11 protein-coding genes and 3 pseudogenes are annotated in these 13,300 nt (G+C 63.1%); 3 read left to right on the plus strand and 11 right to left on the minus strand.

Annotation, left to right across the window (positions count from 1 at the left end; translation table 11 throughout):
- Positions 1-15: 15 nt before the first annotated feature.
- Positions 16-381 carry a BON domain-containing protein gene (locus NCR93_RS26570; RefSeq protein ID WP_008347050.1) on the minus strand — a complete coding sequence of 122 codons (366 nt, stop codon included), beginning with the start codon at positions 379-381 and terminating at the stop codon, positions 16-18.
- Between the two features lie 92 nt (positions 382-473).
- Positions 474-692, minus strand: a pseudogene (locus NCR93_RS26575) (LysR family transcriptional regulator); the annotation flags it as partial.
- A 151-nt stretch (positions 693-843) separates the two neighbouring features.
- On the opposite strand from NCR93_RS26575, the pseudogene NCR93_RS26580 reads away from it, so the two are divergent.
- Positions 844-999, plus strand: a pseudogene (locus tag NCR93_RS26580) (short-chain dehydrogenase/reductase); the annotation flags it as partial.
- 9 nt (positions 1,000-1,008) lie between these two features.
- On the opposite strand, the gene NCR93_RS26585 reads toward NCR93_RS26580, so the two are convergent.
- From NCR93_RS26585 to tssF, 5 genes are all read right to left on the minus strand, one after another.
- Positions 1,009-1,839: a Rossmann-like and DUF2520 domain-containing protein gene (locus NCR93_RS26585; RefSeq protein WP_008347056.1), complete on the minus strand. Its 831-nt coding sequence runs from the start codon at positions 1,837-1,839 to the stop codon at positions 1,009-1,011.
- Between the two features lie 23 nt (positions 1,840-1,862).
- Positions 1,863-3,311, minus strand: coding sequence for an aldehyde dehydrogenase family protein (locus tag NCR93_RS26590; RefSeq protein WP_175981397.1), 1,449 nt, complete (start codon positions 3,309-3,311; stop codon positions 1,863-1,865).
- A 2-nt stretch (positions 3,312-3,313) separates the two neighbouring features.
- Positions 3,314-4,417 carry a tartrate dehydrogenase gene (locus tag NCR93_RS26595; protein ID WP_175981395.1) on the minus strand — a complete coding sequence of 368 codons (1,104 nt, stop codon included), beginning with the start codon at positions 4,415-4,417 and terminating at the stop codon, positions 3,314-3,316.
- Between the two features lie 112 nt (positions 4,418-4,529).
- The gene (locus tag NCR93_RS26600) at positions 4,530-5,450 is read right to left on the minus strand and encodes a LysR family transcriptional regulator (RefSeq protein WP_175981393.1); all 921 of its coding nucleotides are present in this window, start codon (positions 5,448-5,450) and stop codon (positions 4,530-4,532) included.
- A 99-nt stretch (positions 5,451-5,549) separates the two neighbouring features.
- A complete protein-coding gene (gene tssF / locus NCR93_RS26605; RefSeq protein WP_350029160.1) occupies positions 5,550-7,238 on the minus strand; it encodes a type VI secretion system baseplate subunit TssF in 1,689 nt (562 codons plus the stop codon).
- A gap of 473 nt (positions 7,239-7,711) precedes the next feature.
- Between tssF and NCR93_RS26610 the strand changes: the two genes are divergently transcribed.
- Together NCR93_RS26610 and NCR93_RS26615 are read left to right on the plus strand one after the other, a co-directional pair.
- Positions 7,712-9,040 (plus strand): MFS transporter, encoded by a 1,329-nt coding sequence (locus NCR93_RS26610; protein WP_250458292.1) that lies wholly within the window; start codon positions 7,712-7,714, stop codon positions 9,038-9,040.
- Positions 9,041-9,081: 41 nt separating this feature from the next.
- Positions 9,082-9,954 (plus strand): NAD(P)-dependent oxidoreductase, encoded by an 873-nt coding sequence (locus tag NCR93_RS26615; protein WP_008347080.1) that lies wholly within the window; start codon positions 9,082-9,084, stop codon positions 9,952-9,954.
- 54 nt (positions 9,955-10,008) lie between these two features.
- On the opposite strand, the gene ilvD is transcribed toward NCR93_RS26615, so the two are convergent.
- From ilvD to sdhB, 4 genes and pseudogenes are all read right to left on the minus strand, one after another.
- Positions 10,009-11,868: a dihydroxy-acid dehydratase gene (gene ilvD, locus NCR93_RS26620; RefSeq protein ID WP_175981275.1), complete on the minus strand. Its 1,860-nt coding sequence runs from the start codon at positions 11,866-11,868 to the stop codon at positions 10,009-10,011.
- A gap of 106 nt (positions 11,869-11,974) precedes the next feature.
- Positions 11,975-12,607, minus strand: coding sequence for a TetR/AcrR family transcriptional regulator (locus tag NCR93_RS26625; protein ID WP_008347084.1), 633 nt, complete (start codon positions 12,605-12,607; stop codon positions 11,975-11,977).
- A gap of 1 nt (position 12,608) precedes the next feature.
- Positions 12,609-13,031, minus strand: a complete 423-nt coding sequence (locus NCR93_RS26630) for a nuclear transport factor 2 family protein (protein WP_008347086.1) — start codon at positions 13,029-13,031, stop codon at positions 12,609-12,611.
- Between the two features lie 192 nt (positions 13,032-13,223).
- A pseudogene (sdhB, locus tag NCR93_RS26635) lies at positions 13,224-13,300 on the minus strand (succinate dehydrogenase iron-sulfur subunit); the annotation flags it as partial.

Raw genomic sequence — 13,300 nt, forward strand, 5'->3', positions numbered from 1 at the left:
CTCAGAAGCAGTGTGTTACTGCCCGCCTTCCTGAATCGTCAGAACATTCTTCACCGACTTCACGCCGTCCACGCCTTTCGCGATCGACGCCGCCTGGTCGATCTGCTCGCCATCGGCTGCGTGACCGGCGAGCGTGATCGCGCCGTTCTTGGCGATCACATTCATGCCGTTCGTGTCGATGCCGCCTTTCTGCAATGCCTGAGACACCTTCTTGCTGAGCGCGCGGTTGGCTTTGCGCGCCGTCGATTTGGAGCTTCCCGTGCTCGCCGAAGGCGTCGCGGACTGGGTCGATCCCGCATCGCTGGTCTGCGACCATACGTTGACGGAAAAGGCTATCGCTGATGCAACGGCGGCAAATCTGAGCGCATTGATCATCTTCATTGCGTGGCTCCGGTAGCTTGCGTGAAATGGAGGATGCAAAGGCAAGATGGATTCTAATCGGCGCTTCGCGATATCGCAGGGAATCGGGCCGTTCATTTCGCTAGCGCGCGCAATCGCGTCGGCGTAAGGCAGAAATCGGCGTTTCCCGCGAGCTTTGCGATCGTGAAGTCGATGAACGTTCGCACGCGAAGCGGCCGCTCCGTTCGATGCCGATAGTAGATGTAGATCGATTCGCGCTGCGTCATTTGACGCGTGAGCAAGGGTACGAGACGTCCTTCGCGGATATGCGCGACGGCGAAAAAACTACCGAGCGCTTTCGGCGCGCTGATGCGCAACGGCCCGGCGATCTCTTCCTTCGCGTTCTTCGCATCCGCGATGGCAGACGTGAGCATCGCAAGCGCCGGTTCGACGCTCTGCAACAGGCGCTGTGGCTTGCGGCGATATCCCCTGATCAATGACCGCACGCCGCTCATCACGCTCGCCGATGCGCAAACGCCGCCGCTGCGCCTCGCGCTCGGCACCGACACGCTGAAGCCCATCGCGGAGAAGAACGCGCATGTCGAAGCCGAAACGGACGCGTGGCGTGAGTCATCGAGTTCGACGGATTTCGCTGTTTGATCGCGTCAATTACCCTCGCACCTTGCCCGTCAGCGCGAGGCGCGTGGCGAGCGTCGAGAGCGCGTCGTAGGCATCGCGCGATACCGTGTCCCACGCGCCGATCGCCTGCGATTGCACTTCCACGACCGCGCGATCGCCGCGCGCCGCCGGACCGGTCAACGCATCCTTCGGCCCGAGCGAAACGACGTTGGTGGCGGCATTGCGCGTGAGCGTGTGCATCATGTCTTCGATGAGCGCTTGCGGAATGCCGGCCGCCTGCCACATCTCGACGGACATCGCCGCCAGTATCGGCAGAAAGTTCGATGCGACGACCGCCGCCGCGTGATAAAGCGCCTTGCTGCCCGGCTCGATATCGAAGCAGCGCGCGCCGATGGCCGCGAGAATCTCGCTCCATGCATCGCGGGCGGCGCGATCGCCTTCGAGTCCGCATGGCGTGCCTTCGAACTGGAACACGGCCGTGCCGGGCTTCGCGAAGCTCAGCATCGGATGCGCGCTCGCCACGCTCCAGCCGAGCGCGCGCAAGGGCGCGAGCGTGTCGGCGTCGAGCGCGCCGCTGCAATGCACGGCAATCGTCGGCGCATCATGCTTGCGATGCGCCGCAAGCGCTTGCGCCACGTCCGCGATGCGTGCATCGGGCACCGAGAGCAGCCAGATATCGGCGGGATGCATCGCGGCGATGTCGTCGAGCGCGCGGCCCGCGCCGATGAAATCGACCGCTTCATGCGCATGCGCGAGATCGCTGTCGCATACATCGCCGATATCGAGCACGCGGTTCGCGACGATCAGATTGCCGAGCGTCGCGCCGACCCGCCCCGCGCCGATGATGTTGAGAGTCGCCATGATGATGTGAACCCGCGCGAGACTCAGCCGTGCCTGATCGCGATGGTCTTCAGGCTCGTGAAGCCGTACAGCGCTTCGAAGCCCTTCTCGCGTCCATGCCCGCTCGCCTTCACGCCGCCGAACGGCAACTCGACGCCGCCGCCCGCGCCATAGTTGTTGATGAACACCTGGCCCGCCTGCAGCTTGCGAGCGAGTCGCAGGCCGCGCGAACCGTCGCGCGTCCACACGCCCGCGACGAGACCGTAGTTCGTGCCATTGGCGAGCTTCACGGCTTCGGCTTCGTCGTCGAAGGGCATTACCGCGAGCACCGGGCCGAAGACTTCCTCCTGCGCGAGCCGGCTTTGCGGCGGCACGTCGCGAAACAGCACCGCTTCCTGGAAGAAGCCATTGCGCGACGCTTCCACGACGATCTTGCCGCGCGCCGCGACGCGTATGCCTTCGCCTTCCGCCTGCTCGACGATGCTGCGCACACGCGCATGTTGCTTCGCGTTGACGAGCGGACCCATGTCGAGATCCATCGCGGGCGGCCCGGAACGCAGCGCTTCGAAACGCTGCGCGAGACGTCCGATCACGGTTTCGTAGATGCCGCGCTGAACCAGCAGACGGCTGCCCGCCGAACACGTTTGTCCGGCGTTCTGCACGATCGCGTTCTGGATCACGGGCAAGGCTTCGTCGAGATCGGCATCGTCGAAAACGAGTTGCGGTGACTTGCCGCCGAGTTCGAGCACGCTCGGGCAATGACGTTCCGCCGCCGTGCGTCCGACGAGCGCGCCCGTCGCGGTCGAGCCGGTGAACGAGATATGACCGATGCCTTCGTTCGCCGACAGCGCCGCGCCCGCCTCGCTGCCGAGTCCGGTGACGACGTTGATCGCGCCAGCCGGAAAGCCGACGTCGGCGGCGATTTCTGCGAGCCGCACGATCGACAGGCTCGCGTCCTCGGCGGGCTTCACGACGCACGCATTGCCCGCCGCGAGCGACGCGCCGACGCTGCGGCCGTAGATCTGCATCGGGTAATTCCACGGAATGATGTGGCCCGTCACGCCGATCGGCTCGCGTACCGTCAGCACGGTAAAGCCGGTCGTATAGGGCAGCGTTTCGCCGTGCAGCTTGTCGACGCAACCCGCGTAATACTGCAGATAGCGCGCGAGCACGGCCGCATCGGTGCGCGCGGTCTTGAGCGCCTTGCCGGTGTCGCGCGCTTCGAGTTGCGCGAGTTCGTCGGCGTGTTCGAGAACGGCGTTCGCATAGGCGAACAGCAGGTTCGAGCGCTCGACAGGCGAGAGCTTCGCCCACGGACCGTCGAGCGCATCGCCCATTGCGCTGCGCGCTGCGTGGACAGCCGTGGCGATATCGGCGGCGTTGCCGCGTGCAATCGCCGCGAACGGCTCGCCGGTGCTCGGATCGATGACATCGAGCGATTCGCCGTTGTCGCCCGCTTTCCACGCGTTGCCGATGAAGTGACGGTATTCCATGCTTACTCCGTGATCAGTGCATGTTCGGTGACGGCTTCGGCGATCGCCTTGCCGACTTCGATGGTGTTCGCCGTGCCGCCCATGTCGGGCGTGCGCGGGCCGTTTTCGAGCACGCTTTCGATGGCCGACAGGATGGTCTTCGCCGCCGCTTCGTAGCGCGCGTCGCCGCGTCCGAGATGCTGGAGCATCAGCGCGGCCGACCAGATCTGCCCGATCGGATTGGCGATGCCCTTGCCCGCGATATCGGGTGCCGATCCATGTACCGGCTCGAAGAGCGATGGAAAGCGCCGCTCGGGATTCAGGTTCGCCGAAGGCGCGATGCCGATGGTGCCCGTGCATGCGGGACCGAGATCGGAAAGAATGTCGCCGAAGAGATTCGACGCGACCACGACATCGAAACGGTCAGGATGCTGCACGAAATGGGCGCACAGAATGTCGATGTGAAACTTGTTCGTCGCGATGTCCGGATAGCGCTTCGCCGCTTCGGCAAGGCGCTCGTCCCAGTACGGCATCGTGATGGAGATGCCGTTCGATTTGGTCGCGGCGGTGAGCTGCTGCTTCGGACGGCTCTGCGCGAGCTTGAACGCGAAGTCGAGAATGCGATCGACGCCCGTGCGCGTGAAGACCGCCTGCTGCGTCGCGAACTCGCGCTCGGTGCCTTCGAACATGCGTCCGCCGACCGACGAATACTCGCCTTCGGTGTTCTCGCGCACGACCAGAAAGTCGATGTCGCCGGGCTTGCGATTGGCGAGCGGCGAAGGCACGCCGGGCATCAGCCGCACGGGACGCAGGTTCACGTATTGATCGAACTCGCGGCGAATCCTGATGATCGATTCCCACACCGCCGTATGGTCCGGCACGATGTCGGGCGTGCCGACCGCGCCGAAGAAGATCGCGTCGTGCTTGCCGATCTGCTTGTCCCAGTCGACGGGCATCATCGTGCCGTGCTGGACGTAATGCTCGGTGCACCATGATGCGAACTCGTCGAAATCGAGCGCGATGTCGTAGCGCGCGGCGGCGGCCTTCAGCACGCGCAGCCCTTCGACCATGACTTCCTTGCCGATGCCATCGCCCGGAATGACGGCGATGTGATGTGTCGTTGCCATTGCGCTCTGTCTCCTAGTTTTCGACGTTTGATCTGAGGGGAAATCTAGCGGAGGCGTTGTTGCTGCGGAAGTGCGAATCCGGAAACGGGAGTCTTCGAATATCCGCAAGGGCTCAGCTTGCGGCGCGCTCCCCGCCGGGCGCGACGAGCGATGCGGGCGCGAGTCCGCTCAGATAATCGAAGAGCCTGCGCGCGGGCAAAGGCGCCGCGCCCACGCGTATGCCGACCGACATCACGCGCTCGGCCCACGGATTCGTCAGGCGAATGAAGCGCAGACGCATGGGTTCGCGAAAGAGCCGCACCGCGCCTTCGGGCAACACGCCGATGCCCTGCCCCGCCGCGATCAGCCTGCACATGCCTTCGAAGCTTTGCACCTGTACGCGAAAGCGGATCGTGCGGCCCGCGAGCGCGGCTTCCTTGACGAGCATGCGCGTGACTTCGGCCTTATCGTCCAGACCGACGATATCGTGCTCGAGCAGCGCGGCGAAATCGATCTGATCGCCTTGCAGAACGTGATCTTCGGGCACGACGACGCTGATGCGATCCGTGCAATATGGCGCGAGGCGAATGCCTTCCATGCCGCTCTGCGACGTCACCACGCCGACATCCGCGCGCCCTTCGCGCAGCGCCTGAAGAATGTCCATGCTGCGCAATTCGCTGATATGCAGCTTGATGTCCTGATAGCGCTGGGAGAACGCACGCAGATGATCGGGCAAGTCCTGGCTGATCGCGGAGATATTGGCGAACACGCGCACGCGGCCGACGGAGCCTTTCGTGTAATCGGATAGCTCGCTATAGATCGCGTCGGTCCTGAGCAGCAGTTCCGTGGCGTGACGCGCGAGCGCTTCGCCGGCCGGCGTGGGCTCGACACCCGCCGACGTGCGATTCAGAAGCCCCACGCGAAAGTGATGTTCGAGCAGCGCGATGCGCCGGCTCGCCGTCGATAGCGACATATGCGATTGCTGCGCCGCCTTGGACAGGCTGCCCATTTCGACGGCGCGCAGAAAGAGAGCCAGCGACGTGAGATCGAACAAAACCGGATGCTCCGTGGAAGTTTATTCCGGGGAGTATGGCATTGGGTTGGGGTTGCTGTGGCGTGGAGGGATACAGGAAAACCCTGAGCGATGCGGCTATTAGAAAGGCGCACCCTCGAATTCCATGAGCGGAAAAAGCGTGTCCTTGCCGTCGATATTCAGCACGAGCCGCGTCGCGTGATGGAAGCTTGCATAGCGGCCAACGAAGCGGCTCAGGACATCGCCGAAGAGCGTCGCATCGCCGGGTCCGTCAAACGCACTCGCATCGAGCCGAACGTGAACGCGAATCTCGAAGCGCATAGGCCCCTTTCCCACGCTTTCATGCTCGGACAGCCGCACGTCTCGAATCGCATCGATGCGTCGCGCGATGCTTTCGTCGTGTGACCAGTCGTAGAGCTCCAGCGCCTCACGGAGCACCACCACGCCGCCCATCCCGATCATGTTCAACTCATTCGCGCCGCCTGCCGTGTAGTGCCCGAGCACGCGCCAGTCGTACTCCGGGTGATAGCGCGGAGGATAGAGCGGCAAAGTCGGCGCTGTCAGATTGCGCACGGAAGCGATGCCGGTAAAACCCGACACGGTCTCGTTGATCGTCGCCTCGGACAGCGCCATGCGCGGCAGGCGTCCGTTGTTCGCGAGCGCGCGAACCGTCAGGTAGCCGTCCGGCTTTGGACGATTCTCATCGTGTCGGGCATCCGCATGGAAGCGCTCCCAGAGCGAACCGGAAAGCGTCACCCAGAGTTCGCGGCCGGTTACGCCAAAGCGCATCGAGGTATGGAAATACCGCTCAGGCTTCTCGTAGCGCAGCGTCCAGCCGCGATGGCGGAAGCTCGTGAATGCGCCGTAGGCGTGGCGCGCGCTGTCTTCCGGATCGGCCGCCGTCACCGCGAGCACGTGATACGGCTCGACGTGCCCCGCCACATCCTGCTGCAGACGTACGCGATGCTCGCGGTCATGCCGGTCTGTCGGCCGCAGCGGCAACGCGTCCACTTCGAACAGATTGATCACGGGCGTGCAGAAGAGACGAAAGCTGTCGCGACTGACCGGATAGTCGACAGGCACGCGAGCGTTCAGTTCGATCTCGAAGGTCATTTGCGATTCACCCATCGGCAGCATCGACGCATCGAAGCCGCATAGATCGACGAAGTTGAATTTCTGCGGGAACACGAAGTATTCCAACAGCGTCTGTTCGCGATCCAGCCCGCGGTCACGCTCGGGCTCCGTGACCGGCCACAGCCGCGCGGACGGACCAAAGCCTGCCGCTTCGAAGCGCACGTCTTCGAGCGGTTGCAACTCGCCATCGCGCACTGTAGGCAGGCGCAGGCTGATCGATTCGACTTGGCGCGTCAGCGCCGCGTACAGCGCGGAGGCGGCAGGCCGGTCGCCGTGCAAGTAAAGACGGATGCGCGACAAATCAACCGCCTCGCGTTGCTCGCCAAGCCACAACCGGAACGTAAGGCGAATCACGGTGCGTCCGCCATCGCGGACCGCGATCTCTGCATCTTCGACCGAAAGTGGCAACAACTTCACCGTCTGCGTCGTCCGATAGAGACACTTGACCTGATCCGGACCGACAGGCGTCGACCGCACGGCGGCCCCCGCGGGAATCTGCGTTGCCGAAGCAACTCCGCGACCAATCGGCGTGCATTCGATGATCGACAGCGATGGAATCGCGCGCGCCGCATGTTCGTACAGGTTGTCGATCAGCGTTTCCGTGAATTCCGGAGCGCCGTCATCGAGCTTCATACGTAGACGCGCCGCGATCCTTATTCTGTTCAACGAACTCAAGCATTAATCGTTTTTCTTTGGACCGATGAATTTAGGATTGCATCACAAATAGGTCAACCCGGCTGATCGGTATTTGTTTGACATTCACGACCTATTGATTAAAGAAATCAGAATTCGGACATCGCCCATACCATGAGATCGAAGCGCGTGATTGAAAGAATGAGAAATTGCCTTTGAGCAGCAGACTTGAAGAATCGAGAGAAAATTCAACTCTTCTCACCGGTCCGATCGGTGTGAGGAAGCCAAATCGCACAATCTTTCAACTCGCTGTCTAGAGCGAACACTCACTGCGTCGCGGGGTCATACAGGAAAACCCGGATCAAACCCCGCCCCGCCCTCCACCCCGTGTTCGAACTATTCGAAAGCCCGCTTCAACGATTTCGCATATCACTCGCGCTCCGCAGCCGCTACATTTCTTGTGTCCCGCCGCGTCCCGCGCGAGCAGGGACGCAAAAACAAATACGGAGACAGACGTGGAAATCGATGCGACCAACATGCCGCAAGGCGCGGCATCGCCCGCTGCGTCACACGATGCGGCCACTGCGGACCGGATCTTTCGCCGCCTCGCGCTGCAAATCCTGCCGATCCTGATGTTCGCGTACATCACGTCGTACATCGATCGCGTGAATGTGAGCTTCGCGAAGCTGCAGATGGCGCAGCAACTCGGTTTCTCCGATGCCGTGTTCGGCTTCGGCGCGGGCATCTTCTTTCTCGGCTATGTGGTCTTCGAAGTGCCGAGCAACATCATCCTGCAACGCGTCGGCGCGCGCCGATGGATCACGCGCATCATTCTGTCGTGGGGCATCGTGTCGGGCCTCACGGCCTTCGTCTCCACGCCCATGCAGTTCTACGTAATGCGCTGCCTGCTCGGCGTCGCGGAAGCGGGCTTCATTCCGGCGATCGTCTTCTATATCGGCCAGTCGTTTCCGCGCAACCGCCGCGCGCGCATCCTCAGCATGTTCTATGCGGCGCTCGCGCTGGCGGGTCTCATCGGTTCGCCGCTGACGGGCTTCATCATGCAGTACTTCGATGGTCTCATGCAGTTGCCAGGCTGGAAGTGGATCTTCATCGTCGAGGCATTGCCCGCGTTTCTCGCGGCGGTCTATACATGGAAGGGACTCGACGACGACGTCACCCAAAGCCCGCGTTTCAGCGAAACGGATCGCGCGTTGTTGTCGCGCGTGCTCGCCGAGGATCGCGCGGTAACGGCGCAATCGAATCACAAGGGCCTCTTCACCAGCGCGCTCGTGTGGGCGTTCTGCCTGATCTATTTTCTCGATGTCTTCGGCATCTACGGCTACACCTTCTGGGCCCCGACGATGATCAAGTCGATGGGCATCTCCGGCGACTTCGCGATCGGCGCGCTCGCCGCATTGCCGAACGCCGTCGCGGTCGTCGTGATGGTCATGTTCGGCCGCAGCGCGGACAAGCGCGGCGAGCGGCGCTTGCACGTCGCGGCGCTGCTGCTGATGGGCGCGGTGGGCTTGTCGCTGTCGGTGCTCTGGCATGACAACCTGTGGCTCGGCATGATCGCGCTGTGCATCGCGAATGCGGGATTGCTGTCGTTTCCGCCGCTCTTCTGGAGCATGCCGACAGCCGTGCTCGGACCGGCCGCGGCGGCGGTCGGCATCGCATGGATCAGCGCGTTCGGCAATCTCGGCGGCTTCTTCGGCCCATATGTAGTCGGCTTTCTGAAGCAGGCTTCCGGCGGCATGACGCTGCCGATCTTCTCGATGGTCGGCTGCCTCGCGCTCGGCATCGTTCTCACGATGCTGCTGCCGAAGCGCCTCGTGAACCGCTGAGCATTTTCAAACTTACACGACAACATGAAGAGAGACACAGCATGAAGCAACGCATCGGCATGATCGGTGTCGGCCTGATGGGGCACGGCATCGCGCGTAACGTGATGAAGCATGGTTATCCGCTGACGGTCGTCGAGCATCCCGGCAATCAGCCGCTCGACGAACTGCTCGCGGGCGGCGTGAAGACCGTCGCGAACGGCGAGGCGCTCGCGCGCGCATCGGACATCGTCATTCTGTGCGTGACGGGCTCGCCCGAAGTCGAAGCGGTGCTGACCGCGCCCGATGGCGTGCTCGCGGGATTGCAGCCGGGCGCGATCGTCATCGACTGCTCGACGGCGGTGCCCGCATCGACGCAGCGCATGGCGGCGCTCGTGAAGGAAGCGGGCGGCCTCTTCGTCGATGCGCCCATGACGCGCACCGCGAAGGAAGCGCATGAAGGGCGGCTGAATCTGCTGGTCGGCGCTTCGGCCGAGCTGTTCGCGCGCATCGAGCCGTTGCTGCGTACCTATGCGGAGAACGTGACGCTCGTCGGCGATGTGGGCGCGGGACACAGCATGAAGCTGTTGCACAACTTCGTGTCGCTCGGCACGATCGCGCTGATCTCGGAAGCGGCGGCCTGCGCGAAACGCGCGGGCGTCGATGCGCAGACTTTCGTCGATGTCCTCGCGAAAGGCGGCGGTGGTGGCGCGGCGCTCGAGCGGCTGCGTCCGTCGCTTATCGACGGCGATCCGTCGGGCATGCCGTTTCACATGTCCAATGCGTTGAAGGATCTCGGCTACTACGTGACGATGGCCGGCGACAACAACGCCGTCGATGCGATCGCCGGCGCCGTGCGCGCGACGTATGCGGATGCGGTCGAGCAAGGCGGCGCGCATCGTACTTTGCTGGAGTTGCCGAGGTTGCTGGGCGATTGAAGTTGCGATAAAAAAAGCCGCTCATCGAGCGGCTTTCCCTGGCGCTTTAAAGCCTCAATCGTCGAGCAAGGACAAGTCGCGCACCGCGCCCTTGTCCGCCGACATCACCAGCTTCGCATACGCCTTCAGCGCAGCCGACACCTTGCGCGGACGCTGCTTCGCGGGCTTCCAGCCCTTCGCGTTCTGCTCTTCGCGACGGCGCGCGAGTTCATCGTCGGAGAGCAGCACGTCGATCGTGCGATTCGGAATGTCGATGCGAATCTTGTCGCCGTCGCGCACAAGGCCGATCGCGCCGCCCGCCGCCGCTTCCGGCGAGCAATGACCGATCGACAGGCCCGATGTGCCGCCCGAGAAACGTCCGTCCGTCAGCAGCGCACATGCCTTGCCGAGACCCTTCGACTTGATGTAGCTCGTCGGGTACAGCATTTCCTGCATGCCGGGCCCGCCCTTCGGACCTTCGTATCGAACGATGACGACATCGCCCGCCTTCACCTTGTCATTGAGGATGTTCTCGACGGCTTCGTCCTGCGACTCGGTGACGTGCGCCGTGCCTTCGAACACGAGAATGCTTTCATCGACGCCCGCCGTCTTCACGACGCAGCCATCCAGCGCGATGTTGCCCGTCAGCACCGCAAGGCCGCCTTCCTTCGAGAACGCGTGCTCGTACGAGCGAATGCAGCCTTCGGCGCGATCCGTATCGAGGCTCGGCCAGCGCGTGTTCTGGCTGAACGCGACTTGCGTCGGCACGCCTGCGGGACCTGCCATGTAGAACGTCTTGACGGCTTCGTCGTCGGTGAGCTTGACGTCCCATTGCGCGAGCGCGTCTTTCAGCGTCGGCGCGTGCACGGTCGGCACGTCGGTATGCAGCTTGCCCGCGCGATCCAGTTCGCCGAGGATCGCCATGATGCCGCCCGCGCGATGCACGTCTTCGATGTGATACTTGTTCGTGTTCGGCGCGACCTTGCACAGCTGCGGCACGGTGCGCGACAGACGATCGATGTCCTTCATCGTGAAGTCGATCTCGGCTTCGCGCGCGATCGCCAGCAAGTGAAGAATGGTGTTGGTCGAGCCGCCCATCGCGATATCGAGCGTCATCGCGTTCTCGAACGCCTTGAAGCCGACCGAGCGCGGCAGCACGCGCGCCTCTTCCTGCTCGTAATAACGGCGCGCCAGTTCGACGATGCCGCGTCCCGCGCGCTTGAACAACTGCTCGCGGTCGGCGTGCGTCGCGACGACGGTGCCGTTGCCGGGCAGCGAGAGACCGAGCGCTTCGGTGAGGCAGTTCATCGAGTTGGCCGTGAACATGCCCGAGCACGAGCCGCATGTCGGGCACGCGGAGCGCTCGACTTCGGCGACTTCCGCATCGGAATACGACTGGTCGGCGGCGATCACCATCGCATCGACGAGATCGAGCTTCTTCAGTTCGATGGCCTTCGTCTTCGGATTCGCGAGGCGCGTCTTGCCCGCTTCCATCGGGCCGCCCGAAACGAAAATGACGGGAATGTTCAGGCGCATCGCGGCCATCAACATGCCCGGCGTGATCTTGTCGCAGTTCGAGATGCAGACCATGGCGTCGGCGCAATGCGCGTTGACCATGTATTCGACCGAATCCGCGATGATGTCGCGGCTCGGCAGCGAGTACAGCATGCCGTCGTGACCCATCGCGATGCCGTCGTCGACCGCGATCGTGTTGAACTCCTTCGCCACGCCGCCCGCGGCTTCGATCTCACGCGCGACGAGCTGGCCCAGGTCTTTCAGATGAACGTGCCCCGGCACGAACTGGGTGAACGAGTTGACGACGGCGATGATCGGCTTCGAGAAATCTTCGTCTTTCATGCCGGTGGCGCGCCAGAGGGAGCGCGCGCCCGCCATGTTGCGTCCGGCGGTGGAGGTTTTGGAACGGTATGTGGGCATCGTGGTTGCGGTTGGAATGTCGCGAATGAAAGCGGGCCACGAGGGGTGAGGGCCCTTGCGCGCGGCATCCGCGACCTTTTGGGTCGGGTGGGCGCGAATTTTGGGATTATCCCATACCTGCTTCGTCCATTCCGCTTCGACGCGCCGCCTGCACCAGCGCGCGAATCGCCCAGCGTCTGACCTTGCGCGCGCGTGCGTCGTCGAGTTGCAGCACGTCCTTGCAGACGATCATCGCCTCCGTGCCGATGACGAGCGCGAGCGCCTGCGTGAGCGTGTCGAGCGCGGCGGGACTGAACTCGTCTTGCGCGGGTTCGAGCGCGGACTCGATCAACGGTGTGCGGCGATTCTGCCGCAGCGGCATGTCGTCCTGCGATTCGCCCTTCGCCGCCCGCTCCAGCGAATGCGCGAGCATCATGCGCAACGGTGCTTCGTTCGCAAGAATCATGTCGTTGAGCGCGGCGTCGACACGCAACAATCGCGCGACCGGATCGGCCGATGCGCGCGCCGAAAATAGCTGGCTCGCAACGGGTGTGTCGACATCGAGCGATGCTTCGAGCAAGAGCGCATCGATGCTCGGGAAATGCCGATACGCCGTCGCACGCGACACGAGCGCTTCTGCCGCAACCTCTTCCAGCCCGGGCTTGCGCCCTTGCTTCATCAGCGCCGATGCCGCCTTCAGCAGATCCTTGCGCGTGCGCTGCTTCTGATTGCCGCGGGTCTTCGGTTCGGACTTCGCCATATCAAGCCTGCGGCAACTGACCGATGATCGCCGCGAGATCGACCCACACGTTTTCACGGCGAATCTGTCCGCTTTCGCTGAATTCGACGACATGCAGCATGCGAAATTCCAGCGGACGCCCACGGCCTTCGAGCCCGAACGGCCGGCCCGGCGCCTTGCCGCGCCACAACGACTCGTCGATGACAAAGCCGTCGCCATACAGACGGCGCAAGCACTCGACCCGGCTCTCCGACAGATCGGCAAACAACGCTTCGTAGAACGGCCGCGCGCGCTCGCGTCCGTGCGCCGGACCGGCAGGCCAGCCAACGACATCGTGCTCGACATCGTCGGTGAGCGTGGCGAGCACGCCTTCGACATCGTCGCTTCGTTCAAAACCGAAATGCTCTTCGATCTTGCGGTCCATCTCGACAGCAGTCAGCGTCATGATTGCCTCCTTGCACGGGTCATGCTTTCCAATTCATTCTAGTGAGACGACAGTCTCATTACAAGATTGAAATATCGTCTGGTGCGAGATGGTTAGCTATGCAATCACTTCAATGCATCGGCGCATATCGCAGATAAAAAAAAAGCGCAGCCTCTTTCGAGACTGCGCTTTTTTTTCCTTACGGTGCGGGGATCAAACCGCCCGTCGCACCATCAATTCCTTGATCTTGCCGATCGCCTTGGTCGGGTTGAGCCCCTTCGGGCACACGT

The sequence above is a fragment of the Caballeronia sp. ATUFL_F1_KS39 genome (assembly GCF_023630985.1).
GTDB lineage: Bacteria > Pseudomonadota > Gammaproteobacteria > Burkholderiales > Burkholderiaceae > Caballeronia > Caballeronia zhejiangensis.